The sequence below is a fragment of the Roseofilum sp. genome (assembly GCF_982964205.1).
This window is the reverse complement of record NZ_CEZBFX010000080.1, coordinates 1-22,703: the sequence shown is the minus strand read 5'-3', so window position 1 is coordinate 22,703 and position 22,703 is coordinate 1. Positions and strand designations below refer to the sequence as shown.

Here is a 22,703-nt window from a genome sequence, read left to right as displayed (position 1 = left end):
AGGGGAGGAAGACTCGGTGGGGGAGCCGGGGGCGGCAGGGCAGGAATAGTAAAGGCTCTAGCGGGTGGTGGGGCTTCCCGATAAAGAGAAACTCGGTTACAGAAAACGGGAGTAACCACCACATCAGCTCCTAAAATGTTACCGATGAATCCTCGTTCTCTGCGGTCAAGATATACGGTACGCACTTCACCGTCGGCTAATTCTAGGGTGACCATATCGCCAACGATACTCCGAACAATGCCACGAATGGTTTGTTCTGCGCCTTCAGGACTTTGGGCAAGTTTTTGAGCGGCTTCACAAACTGGACGACCTTCTGCTTGAGCTTCTTCTGCCCAAGAGGCTTGTCCTGGCATTAGGAGAATGAGTGACGCACCAATGAAGGCTGCTATTTTGTTCATCCGTTTCACTCCTTCACGGTTACTAATTGGGAAAACTCTCAGAAAAGATTCCTAAAGGAACTGACTGAGGGTTTAATCCGTCTGGATTGACAGTGATTCTGGCTTGAGTTCTTGCATTCAATTTAAATCTACCAAACCCTTTATCCATAGAGGATTGAGGGTTTATAGACCCCTATTTAAGCAGGACTATTCCAGCATCATGCCACTATACTATCTTAATATGCTCAAATCCGGAACTGAAAATTGACGATCCAGACCCATGTCTCGACCCAGAACTACTGCTATTTTATTTGTTGATGGTTATAACATTATTGGTGCTTGGAGCGATTTGCAAGCAACCCGCGATCGCCAAGGACTAGACGTTGCCCGCGAACAACTGATTGAAGTGCTGACTAACTATGGTTCCTTCCGGGGCTATGATACCCGGATTGTGTTTGACGCTCATCTCAAACATTCTCCCAGTCATCGGGAAAAGATTACCCATCAAGTTTGTGTCCATTACACCAATTTTGGCCAAACGGCAGATTCTTATATTGAGATTGCTTGTGCTAAATTTAGTCGCTCGATTGAAAAATATCAAAAGCGCCTGATTGTGGCCACTTCCGATCGCGCTCAACAAATGACGGTGGTAGGATATGGAGCGGAATGGATGTCAGCGAGTCGGTTAGCCCATGATGTCAGTAATAGTCAAAAAGGTCTGCGCGACCAACGGAAAACCGAGAAAAAAGTCTCTCGATCTTCTGTGTTCCGTGGGCTGGATGCCACAGCACAAAAGCGTTTAGCGGCTTGGCGTATGGGCTTACCATCTTAGAGGGTAATTGTGCAACCCATCGCGATCGCGATCGTCTCCAAAAAAAAGTTGGATTAACCCCTTGACAAACCCCTAGTCTTAGCGCTACATTAAGAAACTGTGATCCTCAGTAGCTCAGTGGTAGAGCGGTCGGCTGTTAACCGATTGGTCGCTGGTTCGAATCCGGCCTGGGGAGTTTGAAAAAATCAACCCTTTTTTAACCCATGAATGCAACAGGCACTCAGGAAGTCTCTCCTTGGAAGCAGTGGTGGACACTCGATCCCAACCGAACTTACCTGAACCATGGAGCATTTGGGGCTTGTCCGCGCCCTATACTAGAGCGACAAACCCAGTTAAGGGAACAATTAGAGCAAAATCCCACTGGGTTTATCATGCATAAACTAGAAGCGCTCCTAGACCAAGCTCGGAACCGATTAGCCCAATTTTTAGGCGCAAACCCTTCAAACTTAGTCTTAATTCCCAATGCAACGACTGGAGTGAACACCGTATTACGTTCACTTCCCTTTGCTGCTGGGGATGAACTGCTGACAACCAATCATGAATATAACGCCTGTCGGAATGCTTTAGAGTTTGTGGCTCATCGGACTGGGGCTAAAATTGTGTTGGTGTCCATTCCCTTTCCTCCAAAAAACAAGCAAGATATTGCCGATCGCATCTTAGCCGCCGTTACCCCTAAAACTCGGTTAGTCCTAATCGACCATATTGCCAGTATGACCGGTTTGATTTTCCCGATTCAAACCCTGGGCAAAGCTCTGAAAACCCAAGGCATAGAATTACTTGTGGATGGCGCTCATGCTCCCGGTCAAATTCCCCTTAACCTCGAAGAATTAGAGGTAACCTATTACAGTGGCAACTGTCATAAATGGCTTTTTGCCCCCAAAGGCGCAGGGTTTTTGTATATTAAACCAGAGCAACAAGATCGGATTCGTCCCCTGAGTATTAGTCATGGAGCCAATTCGACCCGTAGCGATCGCTCTCGATTTCATTTAGAATTTGATTGGACAGGAACCCAAGACTTTACCCCCTATCTCTGCATCCCCACGGCGATCGATTTTATAGCAACCCAATTCCCAGGGGGATGGACAGCACTCATGCAACAGAATCATCAAATGATTCTGAGCGCTAAAAGCTTACTGTGTGAAACGCTCAACATTACCTGTAATCTCCCAGAATCTTGTCTCGGTTCAATGGTCTCTCTTCCCTTACCTGATGGTGCAGCATTTCCCCTCTATAACCATCTCTCCCAAGAGAGACATATCGAAGTCGCCATCATGGCCTTTCCAGGAATTCCCCATCGGTTGCTGAGAGTGTGCGCCCAAGTCTATAATACCGAGGCTGATTACCAGAACTTGGCGATCGCCCTCCCATCTACTCTCCATCATCCTCAATTCACCCAACTGGGTGATGCTAATGGGTGATGCGTTTCTTTTCCTCCCTCCAGTAACCTAGGCTCAAGCCTCTCACTGGAATTGATGAGTACCTCTCATGAAAAGAAATCAACCCCAACTCATCTCCCTTCTGCCAACAGCCACCCTGAGCTTAATGGTCGTAGTGACTCTATCAACCGTGTTACGGATAGGGATCGCAACTTTGTCCTCCCAGAGTGCATTTCAACCCACCAGTGAGACCACTTATGAAAAAACCTCCTTATCAACCCATCAATCCCTTCGTTAAACCAACTTTAGGGTGAGATCGATCCCTGTACCCTACATTAACCTTGGAGGTCATGCTCATGGGGATTCCTCAAGTTTTACGCTGGACAATTATTTATTTACTACAAACTGCTGTTACTCTGACTATTGGAGCTTTATTTGTGCAATGGATCACTCGCCTTCCCTAGACGGTGGGGGCTTGGGAATGGGAAAATACTCCAGATGCGGGGACGTGGAGATAGCCCATTACCCATTACCTATTATCTATTAACAATTACTCATGGTATCCCGAATTCTTGTTGCCCTCGATCGCAGCCCAACCAGTCATACCATTTTTGAACACACTTTAGTCTTGACTCAGGCCTATTCGGCTCGGTTAATGTTGCTACATGTATTATCCAGTCAATCCTCTGATAGTCCTTCCGATCCGAGGATCGTGAGTTTAGGGATTGAAGGGCAGTTGAGTATGGATTGGGTGAAATCCTATCACGATCAATGGGCCAAATTTGAACAAGAGAGCTTAGAGTTACTCAAGACCTTTGAAGATCGAGCCGTTCAAGCAGATATTGAAACGGAATTGACCCAAACCTATGGTAATCCAGGGCGCGTTATCTGCGATCTTGCTCAGTCTTGGAATGCAGATTTAGTGGTGATGGGACGGCGGGGACGCTCGAATCTAACGGAATGGTTTTTAGGTAGTGTGAGTAATTATGTGATTCATCATGTTCCCTGTTCGGTGTATTTGGTACATCCATGAGTGGGGAAGAGGAAAAACCGGGTTTTGCCCTTTCCTTGGATCAATTGTATGAAAATGATAGATAGGATTTTAATGAGGCAATATTTAAAATGAAAACAACAATTCGGGGATTATTAATCAGTATTTTAGCTCTGTTGCTGGGGTGGATGAATCCGCAACTGGCAGAAGCTACGGGGGTTTATCAAATGCCTGTGGTGGAAGCAGGAGAGGCAACTTGGATCGTCGATCGAGCGGATGTGATTAGTCGCTTAAATGAAGGAAAACTCAGTAAACAGTTCAGTGAACTATCTGAAGAAACAGGGAATGAGGTGCGCTTGGTAACGATTCGTCGTTTAGATTATGGGGAAACGATTGATAGCTTTACCCATGATTTGTTTGAAAAGTGGTTTCCCACTATAGAGGAACAACGTAATCAAGTGTTATTGGTTTTGGATGTAGTGACCAATAATTCAGCCATTCAGACAGGAGAGGGAACGCAGGATCTGTTGTCTGATGAGATGGCTGAGAGTGTGTCGAGCGAAACGGTGCAAGTGCCGTTGCGCAGTGGCGATCGCTACAATCGAGCCTTTTTAGGCGCAGGCGATCGCTTAACCGCTATTCTATCTGGTAATCCCGATCCCGGCCCTCCCCTAGTTGAAGACACGATTCAAGCAGAAAGTACGTTTGCGTCGGCAGAAGAAACCAAGAACTCTAACGCTATGGTTTGGGTGGCTGTGTTGCTGATTCTGGCAACTGTGATTCCCATGGTGACCTATTTCTGGTTGTATTCATAGGGTGTATAGCAGAGAAGGAGTGAGTTAGGATAGTTAGAGGTTATTGTTTCAGGCAAGAGGCAATAGACAATATCCTAACTCTCCTTTTCTATGCTGTAGCTGTAGGAGAGAAAAATTGTTCTCCCCTACATCCTGCCTCTATTTAGGCTTAATTTCACTACAGACTTCATAAAAGGTGGTTACCGGAGGTTGAACAAACAACGGTAGCATCTTGTGTAAAATCTTTTCGTTCGCCTCACTCTTATTGGCTTCCATATCCTCAATACGATCCCAGAAGATTACCGCAATTCCTCGGTCACTTCCCGGTTCTTGTAGCAAGTAGGCTCCCTCAAATCCCTCGCTATAGGTAGCGATCGCCTCTTCATACAATTCTCGTGCCTCAGCAAACTTACCTGGCTTAAATTCCCCCGTTGCCACATAAGCATATTTATAGTTGGGTTTGAGATAATCTAAAAATTCACTCATGGTTGCTCTCACATCCTCACGCGATCGCTTAGTTGCCGTTATATAGTTTGCCATAGCTTGGGGAGGATGGGGGAATGGGAGACGCTCCAGACGCGGGGACACGGGGAAATTGCCTTTTGCCTATTCCCTATTCCCCATTCCCTATCACCTAGGTATACCCAATTGATCTAAATCAGGTTCAATTCCAGGAATGGGTTGTAGGGGTGGAGGCGCTCCGGGAGTAGGAGCTAAAGGTTGCCCAACATTGGATAAATCCGGATAAAATCCTCTCGGTTGATCTCTCGCTTCGATACAATGAGTCATTACCTCTTGGGTGCTTAAGTCCATCTCCCGATCCATTCCGACTACACATTGGGCAAACCGTCGGGGCAAAAGGGCACGCCGACAAGTCTCTAGTACAGTACTAGCGATCGCATCAGATTCGTCGATGTGATTAATATCAGTGACACAACTGGCCAAATCTAAGGGGCGACGCACTTGGCGACAGGTGGACAAGGCTTCTAAGGGATCGATGTCCTCATTTCGATTGACAATTCCTACTACACATCCAGAAATATCTTTTGGATATAAGGCAGTGCCACAAGCTCTAGAACGATCTTCTGGAGAAATCCCCATCTGGGCTAACTCATAATCACAAGTCCGAAAGGCATTACGGGCGATCGCCGCTTGGGGTGGCACCAATACAGCACTGAAAGCAGTAAGCAAAACCCCACCCATCAAAGGATTTAAGACAGAAGTTAGACGAAATTTAGGATTAGACATCCTTACAACTCCTCACAAAAAACAATAGGGCGAGCAGTGATTTCTAATTATTACTGTAAGTTATTAGAGGCTACAACTGCACTCTAATAACTTACAGTGGATAAGGTATGGAAAACTAAGTTTATGAAAAAATGAGGACACCTTACCTATGCATTTAAGTGAACTCACTCATCCCAACCAATTGCATGGCCTGTCGATCGCCCAGTTGGAACAAGTTGCACGTCAAATCCGAGAAAAGCATCTGCAAACGATCGCAGCGACAGGGGGTCATTTAGGCCCGGGTTTAGGGGTGGTTGAACTGACCTTAGCGCTCTATCAAACCCTGGATCTTGACCATGATAAAGTGGTTTGGGATGTGGGTCACCAAGCCTATCCCCATAAAATGATTACGGGACGCTACAATGATTTTCATACCCTACGGCAAAAAGATGGCATTGCAGGCTATTTGAAGCGCGGCGAGAGCAAATTTGACCATTTTGGTGCTGGACACGCCTCTACGAGCATTTCTGCGGCTCTAGGAATGGCTTTGGCACGAGATAGGATGGGTGAAAATTATAAGGTGGCTGCCATTATTGGAGATGGCTCGCTCACCGGGGGCATGGCTCTAGAGGCGATTAACCATGCGGGACATTTGCCCCATACTCGTCTATTAGTCATCTTAAATGATAATGAAATGTCCATTTCTCCTAATGTGGGGGCGATTTCCCGGTATCTGAATAAAATGCGCCTCAGTCCGCCGATGCAGTTTTTCGCAGATAACTTAGAAGAGCAGTTTAAGCATATTCCTTTCTTTGGTGAAACCTTTACGCCAGAGATGGAACGAGTCAAAGAAGGGATGAAGCGCTTGGCAGTCTCTAAAGTCGGGGCAGTCATTGAGGAATTAGGCTTTACTTATATGGGGCCGGTAGATGGCCATGATTTACAGGAGTTGATTACTACGTTTGAGCAAGCACACCAAATTGAAGGACCGGTGTTAGTGCATGTGGCGACGACTAAAGGAAAAGGATATGCGATCGCCGAAAACGATCAAGTCGGCTATCATGCCCAAAGTCCCTTTAACTTAACCACCGGTAAGGCGATTCCTTCCAGTAAGCCCAAACCCCCTTCCTATTCCAAGGTCTTTGCCCATACCCTCACTCAACTGGCGGAAAATAATCCCAAGATTATCGGTATTACCGCAGCCATGGCTACGGGAACTGGTTTGGATAAACTCCATGCCAAATTACCCGATCAATATATTGATGTCGGCATTGCCGAACAACATGCCGTTACCCTGGCTGCGGGTTTAGCTTGCGAAGGAATGCGGCCAGTTGCTGCCATTTATTCGACCTTCCTGCAACGGGGCTATGACCAAGTTATTCATGATGTCTGTATCCAAAAGCTCCCCGTCTTCTTCTGTTTAGACCGGGCGGGAATTGTTGGTGCAGATGGGCCCACTCACCAAGGGATGTACGATATCTCCTATTTGCGCTGTTTACCCAATTTGGTGCTGATGGCTCCCAAAGATGAGGGAGAACTGCAACGGATGATTGTTACTGGTATTGATTATACCGATGGTCCGATCGCCATGCGCTATCCTCGCGGCAATGGTTATGGTGTACCCCTAATGGAAGAAGGGTGGGAACCTCTGGAAATTGGTAAAGGGGAAATCTTACGCAATGGTGACGATTTACTCCTGGTTGCCTATGGTTCCATGGTGCATCCTGCCCTCCAGGTGGCCGAACTGTTGAGCGAACATGGTGTAGAAACGACTGTCGTTAATGCTCGCTTTGCTAAACCCTTAGATACGGAGCTGATTCTACCGTTAGCCGAGAAAATTGGTCGCGTCGCCACCCTAGAAGAAGGCAGCTTAATCGGCGGTTTTGGTTCTGGTATTGTAGAAGCACTGATGGATGCCAATATCGTCGTTCCCGTTCAGCGTTTGGGTGTCCCCGATATCCTCGTGGATCATGCTAAACCGGATGAGTCGAAAACGGCTTTAGGACTAATGCCAGCCCAAATGGCAGACTCGATCCGCGATCGCTTTTTCCAAAAGCAACCCAGCCCTGTAAACGCTTAATTTGCTTAATTTAAGAGGGAGGAGTGGGCTAGTTGTTTATCACATTCTCTACCCGATCCTCCTTTCCTTATCCCACGCTCGGCTCAGGTTCATTTAATATTGAAAAATAAATCAATCATCGCTCAATGGGGTAAGGTGTTGTGGCTTCTGCGGAAATTGTGCAACAGGTGACTCGGCTGCGGGAACAGTTGCAAACAGCCAGTTATGCATATTATGTCCTCGATAATCCGATTATGGAGGATAGCGTTTATGACCGCCTCTATCGCCAACTCCAAGACCTGGAAACCCAATATCCTGACCTGATTGTACCGGAGAGTCCCACCCAACGCGTGGGCGACCAACCGGCACAGCAGTTTACCTCCGTCGAGCATCATGTTCCCCTCTACAGTCTGGAAAATGCCTTTAACCTGGCCGAATTTCGCCAATGGCAAGACCGATGGATGCGCTACGCGGGTTCTATGCCCTCCGAAACCCCGCCCGAATACATCTGCGAACTGAAAATTGATGGCTCTGCTTTAGCCCTAACGTACGAACAAGGGGTACTCGTGCGGGGGGCAACCCGTGGCAATGGCACGATTGGAGAAGAGATTACCTCCAATGTGAAAACGATTCGCTCCATTCCCCTGCGCTTAACGGGGGAAGCCATCCCGGAGCGCGTCGAAGTGCGGGGAGAAGCGTTTCTGAGCCTAGAAGTGTTTGCCCGTCTCAATCAGGAACGCACGGAAGCAGGCGAACCCCCCTTCGCCAACCCCCGCAATGCCGCCGCCGGAACCCTGCGCCAACTCGACCCCCGAATTGTCGCTGCTCGCCGCTTAGATTTCTTCGCCTACACCCTTCATTTGCCGGAAACCTCAAATTTGCCCCAAAGCCAGTGGGAAGCGCTGGAATGGCTCTCAGGCTGGGGATTTAAGGTCAATCCCAATCGCACCCTCTGCCCCTCTTTAACCGAGGTGGAGCAATATTATACGCGCTGGGAAACCGATCGCCACCAACTCCCCTATCTCACGGATGGTGTGGTGGTGAAACTCAACGATCGAGCGTTACAAACCCAACTCGGCTTTACGAACAAATTCCCTCGCTGGGCGATCGCTCTCAAATATCCTGCCGAAGAGTTACCCACAGTCGTTAAATCGGTGACGGTGCAGGTGGGCAGAACAGGAGCGCTAACCCCCGTGGCTGAACTCGAACCCATCCAACTGGCAGGAACCACGGTCAAACGTGCTACGTTGCACAACCCCGATCGCATCGCTGAACTCGATCTCTGTATTGGCGATACGGCAATTATCCGCAAAGCTGGAGAAATCATACCCGAAGTCGTGCGCGTTTTACCGGAACTGCGCCCCCCTGAAGCTACCCGCTACGAAATGCCCACCCTTTGCCCTGAGTGTAATTCCCCGGTGGTGCGAGTGGAAACAGAAGCTGTGCCCCGGTGTGTCAATCCTTCTTGTCCCGGAATTCTACGCGGCGCTCTGATCCATGCGGTGCGTCGGGATGCCCTGGATATCGACGGCTTGGGGGAAAAACTGGCAGCGCAATTGGTCGAGCAGGAGTTGGTGCGATCGCTCCCAGACTTGTATGAATTGACGATTGATGATTTAATGCAGTTAGACCGTATGGGTCAGAGATCTGCTGAAAAGCTGGTACAGGCGATCTCGGCTTCCAAAACTCGCCCTTGGCATTGTATCTTGTATGCGATCGGCATTCGCCATGTGGGAGCTACAAACGCGAAGCTCTTATGTAAAGCCTTTCCCTCTATCGGACAACTCGCTAAAGCCACAGAGAGCGACTTAGAGAGTGTATATGGAATTGGTTCAGAAATGAGCGCGGCGATCGCTGAATGGTTTCAAGTTGCCGAAAATCAAACCTTAATCCAACGCTTACAAGCCTTAGGTTTATCCTTATCTGCTGCCCCCTCAACTTCTGCGGCTTCCTCAACCTCTCTGACGGGCAAAACCTTTGTACTTACCGGGACACTGCCTACTTTAACGCGATCGCAAGCCAAAACCCGTATTGAAGCAGCAGGAGGAAAAGTCAGCAGTTCTGTTAGTGCCAAAACCGATTATGTCGTTGTTGGCGATAACCCTGGCTCCAAGTTAACCAAGGCAGAAAGATTAAACATCACCCAACTAACAGAAGCACAGCTACTGGATTTGCTAGATGATTCCGTTTCTATCTGAATATGCCCTTAATAATCGGCTTAGAGCCAATTGTCTGGCAAGGATTGATGAATGGGAGGCTTAAAGAGAAATTGTATTAGAATCTAAGTCTATCTCGAGGATGCAGATCTGGTAGTTATCACACCCGAAACCCTCAGAATGAAGAGACAAACGATAAATTATTAGTTTTCACCCATTTCTTTAAGATGGAAGCGCACTTCCACTTAAGGGCACAAAAAACTTCCTGGCGGAAAATCCACCAGTACGCTCAATCATACAACTGATCATCTTCTCATCCTACTCTGGGAAGAACCTTCATTCCAGAAGACTTTGTCTTTTGGGGCACCGCACCTGTTAATGGAGGCTCTTCGGGTAGTTTATCCCGTTTTGCTAGATTGGCTAACTCTTGAAGTTGGGCGATCGCCTCTGCACCTTCGAGTTTCATCAGCTCTCGGTCATCGCGCATTTCTGTCCAGGTAATCCCATAATCAGAAACCAAAAACCGAATTAGATGGTTATCTCCTAAGCTCACCATAAAGGATGCGCTATTCATTTGATCGCCACAGGTATAGCACGAGGCTAAATACCCCTGGCGCTCCAGGACAATGGCCAACGCCTGAAGGCTCATGACCAGATCTTGGACAAATTGTCTATGTTGGTGTGCTAATCGGATAAACACCTTTATTTCCCTCCACTCACCACACTATTCTAGACGGTTTTATAATTTCTTAAGAATTTTCTCAGATTTCTTAGAACTGATCTAGGGATTAACCAACCTTCTCGCGAATGGACTCCGCTTCACCATAAGAGCATCTTCTTGGGTAAGGCTGTATTCTGAGATACACTCGGGTTTTCCCTCGAATGATTAGTTCACTTGCCACCAGCCAAAACTGGGGCCAATAAATCGAACCGTTACCCATACTGCAATCATGACCCCAATGCCAATCCAAGCTCCAGTGCTTGTCCACTTGACAAACCGGTCAGCTTGTGATTGGGTAACTGGTAACCAGGGTAATATGGTCTTTTCCTGGCCATACTGTTCTCCTAGAGCAGCTTTACGGCGTTTCGCTTCACCCATAACTGATTCGCGCAATAACCAATTAACTAAACCTAGATCCTGATAATAGCCTGTCCTTAGAGATTCGTGCCACTGTGTTGACAAAACAATAAAAAACGATACGTTTTGCGATATTTCCCCACTCGATTGTCAAGATATGGCAGTGCAAAGGATAGTTAGGACATTTTCTATCGCCTATTACCTCCCTTAACTTCTGACGAATTACCATTACCAGCGCCCAGCGCTATATAATCCATTCAGACACTACCCTGAGTTGTTTTTTCTAGTTATGATAGCCCGTCATCTGAGTCTAACCCTACTGCTTAGTGTTTGGATTAGTGCGATCGCCATTCTCTCCGTCCAGAATGCCACCCCTGTATCCCTCAAATTCCTGCTTTTTGAGTCCGTACAGATCCCAGTAGGCATCCTCTTAGCCTTTAGTGCATCTCTTGGACTTCTTGCTGGTCTTCTGATTCTACCTTGGAGGAGCAACAAGACCTCCCCCTTCTCTGAACCCCAAGATCTAGACCCTTCCAGATGGGATTAATTCTGATCTAAAGAATACACCTGGCCATCAAACAACAACCGTGTAATCCCCTTCGCGTACAAATAAGGGCGAGTTTTCGGTAACATACGGCTATCGGGAACCTTAATCACCCTCTGACTACGGCGAGAAAATCGGCGCGCTACCCGATGATTATCAAACACCGGTAACGTCCGCTCACTCACCTCAGCAGAAGGAATTTGGCCCAACTGTGCAAATTCCTTCAACGGACGAGTAATCAACTCTGCTCCCCGATCGATCACCAAATAACAAATTCTGGGCAAAGCTGCTTCTGAGAGAGGCAGAACCTCCACTTTAGCCGGAATACCCCCAGGGATAGCTAACCGAGTGCTCTCATAATAATCATCATCCAGGTCATCTTCATCCTCATCCTCATCGAGATCTTCCTCATCTAAATCTTCTCCCAGCAATTCTCGTAAGGTACTCGCTTGGGCATAGTATTCCTGCTCATCTTCCTCACCATTCTCCGTATCCAGATCGGAGCTAACCAGATTCAAGCCAGGTATGGAAGGGTGGATGACTGTCTCAGAGCTATCCGTTACTGCATTCAAACGCGATCGCACTTTTTTCGGTTTGCTCTCCAAAGATAAATCCTCTTGCTCATCCGCATCAACTTTTGCATCCGAAGCAGGAGTAGCCAAACGAAGATCGACCTGTTGCACTTCAGGTTGAGAAGCTTTGGGGGACTCCGGTTCACTCACATTTGAGAGACTTGGCATTTTACCTTTACCCGCAGCAGCACGTTTTTGCTGCACCAAATTTTCATATTCGGCGGCTGGCAGACGGGCCTTAAGTAAGCGACTAATCGTAGAATTACTAACACTGTAGCGAGTTGCCAAAGTTGAAGTGGTCTCTACTGTCTCACGATAGGTTTTAATGATATCGACTTTTTCAGATTCTGTTAGTTTTCTTGGAGACATAAGACTACTTCACCGTAGACAAGACAACAAGAGAACACCAAGTCGTTACTTGTAAAAATGATCTCTTTTCCACAATACCCAATCAATGGCTAGAAAGGAAACTAAATTTGTATAGAACTTGATTGAATTAATTCGAGCCTCGTCTGCGACTACGACGAGTTGAGCGAGTAGACAAGTCAAATTCTAGGGCTGCACCAATCCCAAATAGAATGGGGCTAAAGATCCAAAAAATTTCTAGGAGTCCACCACTTTCGTAGTCCGGTACGCGAGCGATCGCATATTTAAACCACATATCGGCAATATAGAGGGAAAAGGCCGCCGCCGCAATCATCCGCCAAGATTGAGAGGTTCTTCCCCCCCAGAAGGCCAGTAATACTGTACTGGCTGCAATTAAGAGCAGCACATCCAAAATCGTGTAAAGCAGAGTGACAACACTTTCTAGGGGTTGAAGGGTTTCTTCAAGTTTAATCACAATTTCTGGGGCACTCTGAGTTGCTGGCGTTTCTGCTGGGGCTTCTGCGGCTGCTACTTGGGTTTGAGTTGCCACAGGTTGAGCCGATGTTGCCTCAACATCTACTCCTGCGGGTAGCGATAGCCAAACCGCCAGTAATGTTGATGTGAGAAAAATTCCTGCCACAATCAGCCATTGCTTCAGTTCTAAATTAAGCCGTCTGGTGGTAACAGCTAAAAACAAGCCAACTGAGAGACAAATATAAGAAATGATGTAGAAGAGATCTCCAGGAGACACCGCAGGGTTTTGGTTAAAGACCAGTTCCCATATGCCAAAGAGGATATCTCCCAGGAAGTAAAAGAACATGCCAAGTCCGATACCCAACCACACACTCCGGCCGCTAACAATTTGAGGACTTTTCCAGTTTCTAAAACACAGAAAAGCGGCTGCGAGGTTGCTAACGAATCCAAAAATGTAGGTTAGGGGAGAGTACCAGTTGGGAGGGTTAGCACTGAAAAGGAGGAAAAACAATAGGGAAAGGATTCCCCAAGTGATTCCAGCTAAAACGATGGATTGGGTGGTAAAGATCGATTTTGATGATTTTTGGGCAGAACTACTCATAGAAATTCCCTGAACTCATGACAGGTGTTAGCCGCTGGAGATAAACCACAACGTTAGCAGGTTTAAGGTATTATTGACATCTTAGGGGAAATTGGGAAGATTATGGGCAGATGGTAGATGAAAGTCAATTAGTCTTTCCAAAGTTTGGCTAATCCCGATTGTCTTAACCAGTCTACGAAAGATTGGCGATCGCTATCGGACAAATCGTCTAAGACTTCCATTGCGCCTACAGCAAAACTGGTATTGCCAAAGTAGTCTTTGCCTAAGCGATGCACTTCCCGCAAAAAATTACTCAGATCGACTTCTTTCCAAGCGTTAGTGGGGAACCCATCTTCTAGAGGGTCAATGCTGATCAGTTGTACAATGGTTTCCTTCGAGCCAGCATGGGGTAAATTCCATTGTTGAAAGACGTGAGTCAGACTTTTTTCAAATGCTTTGGCTTGTTTGGGTCCCAACAGGTCTTCAATATCGATCGCCACCGCTTGAGCCATTAAAAAAACACCTTGAGTGAACAGGAACGGCAGAGCCTGATCGGAACTTGAGCCTTCTTCGCCTTGATCGAGGCGAATTTTACCCCAAACGCTATGACGTTCCGGTTCTTGGAGCAATACAGAGACTTTCCCTTTATTGTCAATTAAATCTCGCCACAGGGCTTTGGCTTCTTCTGCTTGATGGGCTTCAAATACTTTGAGCAGGCGATAGGTTTGTCCCTGATAGGTAAGGATGGGGATGGGTTGTTCTGCGCTGGGGTGCTGAATTTTGGAAAGTTCAACATCCTGCCGTTTGAGAATAAACATGGGCGCTGCTAGTTGACTCCGATCAGAAGAAGAGGATGGGTAAAGGCCGTTGAGCGAGACGGTCTGAGAGAAATTCCCTCCTGGGGCAGATTTTTGCTAATTCCGGAGCCAGATCAAAGCCTTGACTACCGGTTTGAGCGATCGCACAGAGATTTAAGTACGAATTATAATCTGCATGGATAATTCGCTCTAATTCTAGAATACCGGCTTATTCTTCATTAGCACAAAATAAGGATAATAAAAGTATTTAAGGGAAGCCTCGCCAGGCAAATAAGACTAACATCACCAGGGTGGGTAAAAGAATTAACGTTAGGGCACTTATGGGGTTAGCCGCCAGAGGAAGCCAACTTCCACCATACTTAATGGCAAAAGAAATAAGGACAGAGGAGGATAGAACTTTGAGGAGCAGTCCCCAGGTTGCTTGTGGCATTCTTTTTATCCTAATTCTTGCTCAAGAGTTGGAGGGCAAAGGGCAATAGGCAATAAGGGGATAGGCAAATAGGGAAACCAGGAAGAAATGAAGAGTGTATCTCCTTCTTCCTGATGGGAAGTTAGACTGGGTTTAGCCGGTCATTGGCTCTAGAGTAGAGCTTTGGCCCGAGCAACCACGTTATCAACGGTAAAGCCAAATTTTTCCATTGCTGTACCGCCAGGAGAGGACACTCCAAATCGGTCAATACTGACCATACTGCCTTCTGAGGATAGATAGCGATGCCAACCAAAGCTCGTTCCCGCTTCAACAGCCAACCGTTTGGTCACGGCTTTCGGTAATACAGATTCGCGATAGGTTTCATCTTGCTCATCAAAGAGTTTCCAACAAGGCAGAGAAACCACACGCACTTTTTTACCTTCAGCGCTCAGTTGTTCAGCCGCTTTCACGCACAAAGATACTTCGCTACCTGTACCAATGAGGATTAGATCGGGAGTCCCTTCACAGTCAGATAGCACATATCCACCCTTGCTCACTTGGTCAATGCCACTGCCCTGAAGATTAGGAACATTTTGACGAGTGAGGGCTAACAAAGTCGGACGGTTGCGGTTTTCAATGGCTACTTTGTAAGCACCAGAGACTTCATTCCCGTCTGCTGGACGCATGACCAACAGGTTAGGAATCGCTCGTAGGGAGGAAATCGTTTCCACAGGTTGGTGGGTTGGACCATCTTCTCCTAGAGCAATGGAGTCGTGGGTCATCACCCAAATGACTCCAGCTTCTGAGAGTGCTGATAGGCGAATGGCTGCTCGCATATAGTCAGTAAAGACTAGGAAGGTTGCACCGTAGGAAATTAAGCCCGTTTTGTGCAGAACAATCCCATTACAGATTGCTCCCATTCCATGTTCGCGTACTCCAAAGCGCAGGTTACGATTCTCGTATTGGCCTTTTTGGAAGTCTCCAGAGACCTTCATGAGGGTTAAATTGGAAGGAGCCAAGTCAGCCGAACCCCCGATTAATTCAGGGAGTATGGGAGCAAGGGCATTGAGAACGGTATAGCTGTGCTTACGGGTGGCCATTCCCCCATCATCTGGGGTATAACTCGGCAGTGCATCGGCCCAACCTTCGGGGAGGCTTCCGGAGGTGATGCGCTCAAATTCGGCTGCGTCTGCTGGATATTTTGTTTTGTAGGTGGCTAAGGTTTGGTTCCATTCGGCTTCAGCACTTGCCCCTTTTTCAATAGCTTGACGGAAGCGTTCGAGGGCTTCTGGGGGCAGTTCAAAGGGAGGATAAGTCCAACCTAAATGGTCGCGGGTTGCTTGGACTTCATCTCCTCCTAGAGCTGCTCCATGGACTCCGTGGGTATTGGCTTTGTTAGGAGAACCGTAACCAATGGTGGTGGTGACTTTAATCAGTGAGGGTTTATCGGTTACGTCTTTAGCGGCTTGGATAGCAGCGGCGATCGCATCTAGACCGGTATTTCCCTCGGTAACGTGCTGTACGTGCCAACCATAGGCTTCAAATCGTTTCCCTACATCTTCGGTGAAGGAGATATCGGTATGACCATCAATGGAGATATGGTTATCATCATAAAGAGCAATCAGTTTGCCCAGTCCTAAGTGTCCAGCCAGGGAACAGGCTTCACCTGACACCCCTTCCATGTTACAACCATCACCTAGAATTACATAAGTGTAATGGTCAATCAGTTTAGCATCTGGTTTATTAAATTTAGCTCCTAAGTGAGCTTCAGCCATGGCCAAACCGACTCCATTGGCAATCCCTTGTCCTAGGGGGCCAGTAGTAACTTCTACACCTTCAGTTTCAAAGTTTTCCGGATGTCCGGGAGTAATTGAACCCCATTGGCGGAATTGTTGTAAGCTTTCTAGGGTCACTTGATCGTAACCGGTTAAGTGCAATAGGGCATACTGAAGCATACACCCATGACCCGCCGATAGGACAAAGCGATCGCGGTTGACCCAATGAGGATTTTTAGGATTAAACCGCATAAATTGATCCCACAGCACAAAGGCCATGGGAGCTGCTCCCATGGGTAAGCCGGGGTGACCAGATTTGGCTTTCTCAACGGCATCAATAGCTAGAAAGCGGATCGAGTTAATACAGAGTTGTTCAACGGATTGGGTTGCAACGGCCATAGTTCTTTGCTGGTTATACTGTTGTACAGAGGCTGGACAAATTAGACCTCTCCTAATCTCAAGATTTTAGGATTAGCCCATGCTCTACATCCATGTTCCCATTAGGGGGATCGATGGGCAATCAATTGAGGTTATGTGCAAGGGTTAGGAACGATATTTACGGAAGACCAAGGTCACGTTATGACCTCCAAAACCAAAGGAGTTAGATAGAGCCACCTCTACGGGCATTTTCCGGGATTCATTGGGTACATAGTCAAGGTCACATCCATTTTCTGTGTCTGGGTTATCTAAATTAAGGGTTGGCGGTACACGATCTTCGGCGATCGTTTTTACCGTGGCTACGGCTTCTATACCCCCTGAACCCCCCAATAAGTGTCCCGTCATGGATTTGGTCGAACTCATGGCAATTTCATAAGCCCTTTTGCCGAGTACCGTTTTTACCGCTTGGGTTTCTGTGGGATCGTTAGCGGAGGTACTGGTTCCATGGGCGTTAATATAACTGACTTGATCGGGCGTAATCCCAGCATCTTTTAAGGCTAAGGAAATTGCCCTAGCAGCTCCTTCTCCTCCAGGAACGGGTTTGGTCATATGGTAGGCATCACAGGTCATCCCATAACCGACCATTTCTGCATAAATTTTAGCTTGGCGCTGGAGGGCATGTTCGAGTTCTTCGAGTAACAGAATCCCTGTTCCTTCTCCCAACACAAACCCGTCTCGGTCTCGATCAAATGGACGAGAAGCTCGACTAGGGTCATTATTGCGAGTAGACAAAGCTTTGGCACTAGCAAATCCAGCGACTGACAACGGTGTGACCGCTGCTTCTGAACCTCCACAAATCATGACCTTTGCATACCCTTGTTGGATCAGTCTAAAAGCATCTCCAATAGCATGGGAACCAGCAGCACAAGCCGTTACAGTACAAGAGTTTGGCCCCTTAGCTCCCGTTTTAATTGCTGTCAATCCGGCTGCCATATTGGCAATCATCATCGGAATCATGAAAGCGCTACATTTCTTCGCGCCTTTTGTCAAGTAAGTCTCTTGTTGCTCTTCCAGAACTTTGATTCCACCTACTCCTGTACCAATAATCACACCCACTTGATGAGCATTCAAATCGGTAATTTCAAACTGAGCATCTTCAAGGGTTTGTTGACTGGCACAAACAGCAAATTGGGCAAAGCGATCCATCCGTTTAGCTTCTTTCTGCCCTAGATACTCATGCGGATCGAAATTTTTAACCTCTCCCGCAATCTGACAAGCATGGTTAGACGGATCAAAATGGGTAATCGGCCCAATCCCACTTTTGCCCTGTAGCAGTGCGTCCCAATAGTCTTTTAGCGTATTGCCTATGGGGGTGATTGCTCCGAGTCCGGTCACAACTACCCGTTTTTGTTCCAAATGTGTCATGGGTTTTTCTTAAAACTTGCGTCATTCGTCATTTGCCATTCGTCGATTGCCATCTGGACAAAGGACAAAGGACGAAAGACTTTCGTTAGCGATCAATAAAGTCAGATTTAGGCAGGGGTTCCTTGCTTTTCGATATAGTCTACAGCGTTTTTGACGGTCTCAATTTTCTCAGCGGCATCATCGGGGATTTCAAGATTAAACTCTTCCTCTAGAGCCATAACTAGCTCTACGGTATCGAGAGAGTCAGCACCTAGATCTTCAGTAAAGCTGGCTTCTAGTTTGACCTTTTCTGCTTCTACTCCGAGCTGGTCGGCAACGATTTTTTGGACTCTGTCGAATGTTGTTTCTGACATGGCTTAATTTCTTCCTTAATAAATTGGCTTAACTGGTTTACTGTGCAACTTATCATTCTAAGCATTTTTTGATCTTATCGGAAAGGGGGCGGGTTTACGAGCTTATCGTTTCTTGTCTCAGTTCCGGTTAAACCCGCCCGTACATGAGATGATTTTGGTGGGAGTCGGGAGTCGGGAGTCGCGGGGACTGGGTTGGACCTTAACTTTAGATGAAGATTACCCTAGTCGGTTGCCAGAGCGATACAGTGTTAAAGGTCTTGTGTTGTGTGAATAGAGAACAGCCCATGGTTACATCATCCCTCTCCTCCTCCCTGAAATATGCTTATTTTCCTGGCTGTGTTGCCCAGGGGGCTTGTCGAGAGTTATACCAGTCAACGGGAGAAGTTGCCAAAGCATTAGGCATTGATTTGTTGGAACTCAAAAAGGCTTCTTGTTGTGGTTCGGGCACGTTTAAGGAAGATTCGCAACTCTTGGAAGATACGGTAAATGCCCGGAATATTGCTTTGGCAGAAGAACTTAATTTACCACTTTTGACCCATTGTAGCACTTGTCAGGGGGTGATTGGCCATGTGGATGAGCGGTTAAAACATTCTCAAGAGAACGATCCAGCCTATATGGAACAGGTCAATGGGTTGCTCAAACAGCAGGGATGTAGCCCATACCAAGGTTCAACTCAAGTAAAGCATTTACTCTGGGTACTGGTGGCTGATTATGGTCTAGAGGCGATTCAGAAGCAGGTCAGTCGTGCCCTAAAAGGCTTAAATTGTGCGGCGTTCTATGGCTGTTATCTGTTGCGCGGACAGGAAAGGGCTTGGGAAAATCCCCACGATCCCCGGTCGATGGAAAACTTGTTTGAGGCGGTGGGGGCGAGTCCGGTTTATTATCGGGGCAGGACTCAATGCTGTGGTTGGCCGATTTCTAGCTATGCGACGACGGAGTCGTTTAAGATGGCAGGAGGGCATTTGCAAGAGGCGATCGCCGCTGGAGCCGATTGTTTAGTTACTCCCTGTCCCCTCTGTCACCTGAATCTAGACTCCAGGCAACCCGAAGTTGCACGGGTGGTTGAGCAACCTTTGGGCTTACCCGTTCTCCATTTACCCCAGTTAGTGGGTTTAGCTCTAGGACTTTCTCCCCAAGTGTTGGGGTTAGAGCGTCATGTGGTTTCGACAGCACCCGTCTTAGAGAAATTGGGTTTACTTTAATAGGGAATAGGTAAAAGACAATGCCTCATTTGTCTGCATCCTCGCTTATCCCCCTCCCACTATGATTCCAACGCTTTTTCCAGTGGGAACTTGGCTCTAAGATACTGGTTTGTTGCTCCTGTTGTCGGCGCTGTTGAATCATTTCAGCCGTATCCGCTAAGGTAGGATCTCGATAGGGAATAGCAGCGCGAGTTTGCAGATGTTCCTGTTCTTTCTCGGATAAGGGCATCAGATCGTTAGAGCAAAATCGGGCTAAGGTTCCTGGAGATTTCCTGCCCACTGGGGAGGTCGTTCCTATCTGAAATCCAGCTAATTTGAGAGCGGTGCGAACTGAAGCAGCGCAGGAATAAGTGGCTAGATAGCCCTCCGGTTTGAGAGCTTGAGCGACTAAGTCCAGAAACTCCACTGTCCACAGTTGGGGACAGGTGGGAGGAGAGAAAGGATCGAGAAAGATAGCATCCGCTTGGAAGCCTTGGGCAATGATAGAGGCTAAGGTTTGGCGGGCATCACCGATGTGGAGTGTGCCAGTAAATTGGGGCGTGGTGGCTTCTCCAGTGCTGGCGAGTTGGGGCAAAATGGTGTTAATAGGATGGGGCCAGTTTTTGTGGAATTGGTGGGCGATCGCCGTTTCTGGCACCCGTTTATCGAGTTCTAATCCCACCCAACTCACCTGACATTGGGGATTCACCGACCACAGAGTTTCGAGGGCACTGGCGCTATTGTAGCCTAGTCCATAGCAGATATCGAGCAAACTGACCTCACCTGTGGGCGATCGCTCCGCCAGTCGAGTCGGTCCCACAAACTTCTTTTTCGCTTCCTGCTTCGCTCCGTGGTGGGAATGAAACAGTTCCCCAAATTCCGGGGAAAAGAATGTCCACGATCCATCACCAGTGGGTTGAGGAGTAAAAGGCATTATTTGATCCATCAGGGAATAGGCATTCTAGCAATAGGAAATAGGCTATCACCCAACAGCCTTAGCCTCTTGCTGGAGAATCCGCGATCGCGGTAAATTGAACATTGCTCTCACGACAAGCGAACTTACCCCCACCCAAACCCATTTTTAAGTTTTAATGTTTAATTGATTATGACCTTTCCCTCCCTTCTCGTTACTCCACAATGGTTATCTGAACACCTAGAAGACCCTCAACTCGTCGTTATTGATTGCCGCTTCTCCCTTGCCAACCCGCAACAAGGGCAACAAGAATACGAAGTTGGGCATATTCCTGGAGCTTTTTATCTCCACCTTAATGAAGACTTATCTAGTCCCGTACAAACCCATGGTGGTCGTCATCCCTTGCCCGATCCAGAAACATTGGCAGCCAAACTCTCTCAATTAGGAGTTAAATCCGGCGAGACTTTAGTGGTTGCCTATGATAACTCCCGTATGGCCTTTGCCTCCCGCTGTTGGTGGCTACTGCGCTATCTAGGCCACGAACAAGTTGCAATTTTAGATGGAGGTTGGAATGGCTGGCAAGAAGCTAGATATCCAATCCGTCAAGAACCGAGCGTAGCGAAACAGCCAGGAAAATTTATTCCTCAGATTCAATCCAATTGGGTTGTTGATTGTGAAGCCATTAAGCAATTAGGAGAGCGATCGGATGTGACTTTGGTAGACTCCAGAGCCTATGACCGATACATCGGTAAAACCGAACCCATCGATCCGGTAGCTGGTCATATTCCTGGCGCGATTAATTACCCGTGGCAAGAGATTACGACTGAATCAGGATGGACACAATCCGTAAACTACCACAAAGCTCGATGGCAAGACTATCCTGTCGATTCAGAATTCTGGGTATATTGTGGTTCTGGAGTCACAGCTTGTGTTAACTTATTTTCCTTAGCTCTAGCCGGAAGACCCCAAGAAAAACTCTATGCTGGCAGTTGGAGTGATTGGTGTTCTTATCCCCAACACCCCATTGCCACAGAATTTCCTAACTCTTGAGCAAAAGCGAAGACTTTCTGTCATAATAGAACCAGAATTTAGAGATTTAAATCAGATTAGAGACCCTTCTCTAATCGATTATATCTCATTATTCTTGTATGATTTTTAGGCGACTTTATCGCTTTGTTTTTTCTATTAAAACCCTTACAACTCAATTTTTACCCTCAATTCTATTGACTCCATTTTCAGGTCTAGCTTTCTCCTGAATTTTTTACTTTAACGCTCAATAGTGCCCCCCAAAATAGGCCTAAATGGCCCAATTGGATGGGGTGGGTTTTGTGTTTGAACGGTTAGCTACTTTGCCGACCGTTAACGATCTCGTATGCACCTCAAATAGTCTAGGACAAACATTTTATGGGATATAAAAATCGTGTATCAATCTTTGTGGATGGAAACAATATGTTCTATGCCCAACAAAAAAATGGCTGGTTTTTTGATCCAAAACGGGTTTTAGAATACTTTGCAGGCAAAGAAGAAATGGATTTAGCCAATGCCTTTTGGTATACAGGAATTAAAGACCCCCAAGATCAAAGAGGATTTCGAGATGCCTTAATTAGTTTAGGTTATACAGTACGAACGAAAATCCTCAAGGAATATTATGATGACCATTCAGGTCGCTATTCCCAAAAAGCAAATTTAGATATAGAAATTGTTATTGATATGTTTAATACCGTCGAGCAATATGACCGGGTGATTTTATTTAGTGGGGATGGGGACTTTGAGCGAGCGATCGAGTTGCTGCGTTCCAAAAGTACCCATATTACAGTAGTATCGACAGAAGGCATGATTGCTAGGGAACTGCGCAATGCGACGGATCGCTATATTGACCTTAATGATATTCGACCGTTAATCGAGAAAACGGATTTATAGTACTGGTTACTGGATAAAGAAAACCCGATTTTATCCTTTTATTTCTAGGCCGATACAGCAGTTTGCGCTGTAATGAGATACAGTAAGAAAAATCCCCCTATATCC

The 22,703-nt window shown here is 47.0% G+C and carries 24 protein-coding genes and 1 tRNA gene; 12 read left to right on the top strand and 13 right to left on the bottom strand.

Annotated features, from left to right (window positions below; genetic code table 11):
• Window positions 1-398, bottom strand: a 398-nt coding sequence (locus tag AC3A14_RS17435; protein WP_318733395.1) for a hypothetical protein, incomplete at its 3' end; no start/stop codon positions are given.
• A 259-nt stretch (window positions 399-657) separates the two neighbouring features.
• On the opposite strand from AC3A14_RS17435, the gene AC3A14_RS17430 reads away from it, so the two are divergent.
• The 6 genes from AC3A14_RS17430 (at window position 658) to psb32 (ending at window position 4,391) form a co-directional block, all read left to right on the top strand.
• Window positions 658-1,209 carry an NYN domain-containing protein gene (locus AC3A14_RS17430; RefSeq protein ID WP_318733396.1) on the top strand — a complete coding sequence of 184 codons (552 nt, stop codon included), beginning with the start codon at window positions 658-660 and terminating at the stop codon, window positions 1,207-1,209.
• 103 nt (window positions 1,210-1,312) lie between these two features.
• Window positions 1,313-1,384, top strand: a tRNA-Asn gene (locus AC3A14_RS17425).
• Window positions 1,385-1,412: 28 nt separating this feature from the next.
• The gene (locus AC3A14_RS17420; protein WP_318733397.1) at window positions 1,413-2,627 is read left to right on the top strand and encodes an aminotransferase class V-fold PLP-dependent enzyme; all 1,215 of its coding nucleotides are present in this window, start codon (window positions 1,413-1,415) and stop codon (window positions 2,625-2,627) included.
• 67 nt (window positions 2,628-2,694) lie between these two features.
• Window positions 2,695-2,883, top strand: coding sequence for a hypothetical protein (locus tag AC3A14_RS17415; RefSeq protein ID WP_318697937.1), 189 nt, complete (start codon window positions 2,695-2,697; stop codon window positions 2,881-2,883).
• A 258-nt stretch (window positions 2,884-3,141) separates the two neighbouring features.
• Window positions 3,142-3,618: a universal stress protein gene (locus tag AC3A14_RS17410; RefSeq protein ID WP_318733398.1), complete on the top strand. Its 477-nt coding sequence runs from the start codon at window positions 3,142-3,144 to the stop codon at window positions 3,616-3,618.
• Window positions 3,619-3,707: 89 nt separating this feature from the next.
• Window positions 3,708-4,391 carry a photosystem II repair protein Psb32 gene (gene psb32, locus AC3A14_RS17405; RefSeq protein ID WP_318733399.1) on the top strand — a complete coding sequence of 228 codons (684 nt, stop codon included), beginning with the start codon at window positions 3,708-3,710 and terminating at the stop codon, window positions 4,389-4,391.
• Window positions 4,392-4,529: 138 nt separating this feature from the next.
• On the opposite strand, the gene AC3A14_RS17400 is transcribed toward psb32, so the two are convergent.
• Both AC3A14_RS17400 and AC3A14_RS17395 read right to left on the bottom strand, forming a co-directional pair.
• Window positions 4,530-4,856 (bottom strand): antibiotic biosynthesis monooxygenase, encoded by a 327-nt coding sequence (locus tag AC3A14_RS17400; RefSeq protein ID WP_413038751.1) that lies wholly within the window; start codon window positions 4,854-4,856, stop codon window positions 4,530-4,532.
• Between the two features lie 144 nt (window positions 4,857-5,000).
• Window positions 5,001-5,618, bottom strand: a complete 618-nt coding sequence (locus AC3A14_RS17395; RefSeq protein ID WP_318733400.1) for a hypothetical protein — start codon at window positions 5,616-5,618, stop codon at window positions 5,001-5,003.
• A gap of 148 nt (window positions 5,619-5,766) precedes the next feature.
• Between AC3A14_RS17395 and dxs the strand changes: the two genes are divergently transcribed.
• Both dxs and ligA read left to right on the top strand, forming a co-directional pair.
• Window positions 5,767-7,677 carry a 1-deoxy-D-xylulose-5-phosphate synthase gene (gene dxs, locus AC3A14_RS17390; RefSeq protein ID WP_318733401.1) on the top strand — a complete coding sequence of 637 codons (1,911 nt, stop codon included), beginning with the start codon at window positions 5,767-5,769 and terminating at the stop codon, window positions 7,675-7,677.
• 140 nt (window positions 7,678-7,817) lie between these two features.
• Window positions 7,818-9,854: an NAD-dependent DNA ligase LigA gene (gene ligA, locus AC3A14_RS17385; protein ID WP_318733402.1), complete on the top strand. Its 2,037-nt coding sequence runs from the start codon at window positions 7,818-7,820 to the stop codon at window positions 9,852-9,854.
• A gap of 271 nt (window positions 9,855-10,125) precedes the next feature.
• Here the strand turns inward: ligA and AC3A14_RS17380 are convergent, their stop codons facing one another.
• Together AC3A14_RS17380 and AC3A14_RS17375 are read right to left on the bottom strand one after the other, a co-directional pair.
• Window positions 10,126-10,512 (bottom strand): DUF1815 family protein, encoded by a 387-nt coding sequence (locus AC3A14_RS17380; protein ID WP_318733403.1) that lies wholly within the window; start codon window positions 10,510-10,512, stop codon window positions 10,126-10,128.
• Between the two features lie 186 nt (window positions 10,513-10,698).
• The gene (locus AC3A14_RS17375) at window positions 10,699-10,911 is read right to left on the bottom strand and encodes a DUF2839 domain-containing protein (protein ID WP_413039117.1); all 213 of its coding nucleotides are present in this window, start codon (window positions 10,909-10,911) and stop codon (window positions 10,699-10,701) included.
• A gap of 268 nt (window positions 10,912-11,179) precedes the next feature.
• On the opposite strand from AC3A14_RS17375, the gene AC3A14_RS17370 reads away from it, so the two are divergent.
• Window positions 11,180-11,437 (top strand): lipopolysaccharide assembly protein LapA domain-containing protein, encoded by a 258-nt coding sequence (locus AC3A14_RS17370; protein ID WP_413039116.1) that lies wholly within the window; start codon window positions 11,180-11,182, stop codon window positions 11,435-11,437.
• Here the strand turns inward: AC3A14_RS17370 and AC3A14_RS17365 are convergent.
• The 7 genes from AC3A14_RS17365 to AC3A14_RS17335 form a co-directional block, all read right to left on the bottom strand.
• Complete coding sequence (locus AC3A14_RS17365) at window positions 11,434-12,375, bottom strand: hypothetical protein (protein ID WP_318719739.1); 942 nt, start codon at window positions 12,373-12,375, stop codon at window positions 11,434-11,436. The two genes, AC3A14_RS17370 and AC3A14_RS17365, sit on opposite strands and share 4 nt — an antisense overlap.
• Before the next feature lie 127 nt (window positions 12,376-12,502).
• Complete coding sequence (locus AC3A14_RS17360) at window positions 12,503-13,447, bottom strand: hypothetical protein (protein ID WP_318699504.1); 945 nt, start codon at window positions 13,445-13,447, stop codon at window positions 12,503-12,505.
• Window positions 13,448-13,575: 128 nt separating this feature from the next.
• Complete coding sequence (locus AC3A14_RS17355) at window positions 13,576-14,244, bottom strand: Npun_F0813 family protein (protein WP_318733405.1); 669 nt, start codon at window positions 14,242-14,244, stop codon at window positions 13,576-13,578.
• Window positions 14,245-14,491: 247 nt separating this feature from the next.
• Window positions 14,492-14,674 carry a hypothetical protein gene (locus tag AC3A14_RS17350; RefSeq protein WP_318699506.1) on the bottom strand — a complete coding sequence of 61 codons (183 nt, stop codon included), beginning with the start codon at window positions 14,672-14,674 and terminating at the stop codon, window positions 14,492-14,494.
• A 149-nt stretch (window positions 14,675-14,823) separates the two neighbouring features.
• Window positions 14,824-16,827: a transketolase gene (gene tkt / locus AC3A14_RS17345; RefSeq protein ID WP_318733406.1), complete on the bottom strand. Its 2,004-nt coding sequence runs from the start codon at window positions 16,825-16,827 to the stop codon at window positions 14,824-14,826.
• Between the two features lie 144 nt (window positions 16,828-16,971).
• Window positions 16,972-18,231, bottom strand: coding sequence for a beta-ketoacyl-ACP synthase II (gene fabF / locus AC3A14_RS17340; RefSeq protein ID WP_318699508.1), 1,260 nt, complete (start codon window positions 18,229-18,231; stop codon window positions 16,972-16,974).
• Window positions 18,232-18,338: 107 nt separating this feature from the next.
• Window positions 18,339-18,584, bottom strand: a complete 246-nt coding sequence (locus AC3A14_RS17335) for an acyl carrier protein (protein ID WP_271939948.1) — start codon at window positions 18,582-18,584, stop codon at window positions 18,339-18,341.
• 284 nt (window positions 18,585-18,868) lie between these two features.
• Here AC3A14_RS17335 and AC3A14_RS17330 point away from each other — a divergent pair, with 284 nt between their 5' ends.
• On the top strand, window positions 18,869-19,786 hold the full coding sequence (locus AC3A14_RS17330) for a CoB--CoM heterodisulfide reductase iron-sulfur subunit B family protein (RefSeq protein ID WP_318699509.1): 918 nt from the start codon (window positions 18,869-18,871) through the stop codon (window positions 19,784-19,786).
• Between the two features lie 25 nt (window positions 19,787-19,811).
• Here AC3A14_RS17330 and AC3A14_RS17325 read toward each other — a convergent pair whose 3' ends face one another.
• Window positions 19,812-20,699 (bottom strand): tRNA (5-methylaminomethyl-2-thiouridine)(34)-methyltransferase MnmD, encoded by an 888-nt coding sequence (locus AC3A14_RS17325; protein ID WP_318733407.1) that lies wholly within the window; start codon window positions 20,697-20,699, stop codon window positions 19,812-19,814.
• A gap of 171 nt (window positions 20,700-20,870) precedes the next feature.
• Here AC3A14_RS17325 and AC3A14_RS17320 point away from each other — a divergent pair, with 171 nt between their 5' ends.
• Together AC3A14_RS17320 and AC3A14_RS17315 are read left to right on the top strand one after the other, a co-directional pair.
• Window positions 20,871-21,728, top strand: a complete 858-nt coding sequence (locus AC3A14_RS17320) for a sulfurtransferase (RefSeq protein WP_318733408.1) — start codon at window positions 20,871-20,873, stop codon at window positions 21,726-21,728.
• Between the two features lie 354 nt (window positions 21,729-22,082).
• A complete protein-coding gene (locus AC3A14_RS17315; RefSeq protein WP_271939944.1) occupies window positions 22,083-22,598 on the top strand; it encodes a LabA-like NYN domain-containing protein in 516 nt (171 codons plus the stop codon).
• The last annotated feature ends 105 nt before the right edge of the window (window positions 22,599-22,703 follow it).

Excerpts from the sequence above, each read along its gene's own strand:
- AC3A14_RS17430 (WP_318733396.1), top strand. The coding sequence starts at position 658 with ATGTCTCGACCCAGAACTACTGCTATTTTATTTGTTGATGGTTATAAC.
- AC3A14_RS17410 (WP_318733398.1), top strand. The coding sequence starts at position 3,142 with ATGGTATCCCGAATTCTTGTTGCCCTCGATCGCAGCCCAACCAGTCAT.
- AC3A14_RS17320 (WP_318733408.1), top strand. The coding sequence starts at position 20,871 with ATGACCTTTCCCTCCCTTCTCGTTACTCCACAATGGTTATCTGAACAC.
- AC3A14_RS17415 (WP_318697937.1), top strand. The coding sequence starts at position 2,695 with ATGAAAAGAAATCAACCCCAACTCATCTCCCTTCTGCCAACAGCCACC.
- AC3A14_RS17420 (WP_318733397.1), top strand. The coding sequence starts at position 1,413 with ATGAATGCAACAGGCACTCAGGAAGTCTCTCCTTGGAAGCAGTGGTGG.
- AC3A14_RS17315 (WP_271939944.1), top strand. The coding sequence starts at position 22,083 with ATGGGATATAAAAATCGTGTATCAATCTTTGTGGATGGAAACAATATG.
- tkt (WP_318733406.1), bottom strand. The coding sequence starts at position 16,827 with ATGGCCGTTGCAACCCAATCCGTTGAACAACTCTGTATTAACTCGATC.
- dxs (WP_318733401.1), top strand. The coding sequence starts at position 5,767 with ATGCATTTAAGTGAACTCACTCATCCCAACCAATTGCATGGCCTGTCG.
- AC3A14_RS17355 (WP_318733405.1), bottom strand. The coding sequence starts at position 14,244 with ATGTTTATTCTCAAACGGCAGGATGTTGAACTTTCCAAAATTCAGCAC.
- AC3A14_RS17350 (WP_318699506.1), bottom strand. The coding sequence starts at position 14,674 with ATGCCACAAGCAACCTGGGGACTGCTCCTCAAAGTTCTATCCTCCTCT.
- AC3A14_RS17400 (WP_413038751.1), bottom strand. The coding sequence starts at position 4,856 with ATGAGTGAATTTTTAGATTATCTCAAACCCAACTATAAATATGCTTAT.
- fabF (WP_318699508.1), bottom strand. The coding sequence starts at position 18,231 with ATGACACATTTGGAACAAAAACGGGTAGTTGTGACCGGACTCGGAGCA.
- AC3A14_RS17360 (WP_318699504.1), bottom strand. The coding sequence starts at position 13,447 with ATGAGTAGTTCTGCCCAAAAATCATCAAAATCGATCTTTACCACCCAA.
- AC3A14_RS17325 (WP_318733407.1), bottom strand. The coding sequence starts at position 20,699 with ATGCCTTTTACTCCTCAACCCACTGGTGATGGATCGTGGACATTCTTT.
- AC3A14_RS17335 (WP_271939948.1), bottom strand. The coding sequence starts at position 18,584 with ATGTCAGAAACAACATTCGACAGAGTCCAAAAAATCGTTGCCGACCAG.
- AC3A14_RS17375 (WP_413039117.1), bottom strand. The coding sequence starts at position 10,911 with ATGGGTGAAGCGAAACGCCGTAAAGCTGCTCTAGGAGAACAGTATGGC.
- AC3A14_RS17330 (WP_318699509.1), top strand. The coding sequence starts at position 18,869 with ATGGTTACATCATCCCTCTCCTCCTCCCTGAAATATGCTTATTTTCCT.
- AC3A14_RS17370 (WP_413039116.1), top strand. The coding sequence starts at position 11,180 with ATGATAGCCCGTCATCTGAGTCTAACCCTACTGCTTAGTGTTTGGATT.
- psb32 (WP_318733399.1), top strand. The coding sequence starts at position 3,708 with ATGAAAACAACAATTCGGGGATTATTAATCAGTATTTTAGCTCTGTTG.
- AC3A14_RS17395 (WP_318733400.1), bottom strand. The coding sequence starts at position 5,618 with ATGTCTAATCCTAAATTTCGTCTAACTTCTGTCTTAAATCCTTTGATG.
- AC3A14_RS17365 (WP_318719739.1), bottom strand. The coding sequence starts at position 12,375 with ATGTCTCCAAGAAAACTAACAGAATCTGAAAAAGTCGATATCATTAAA.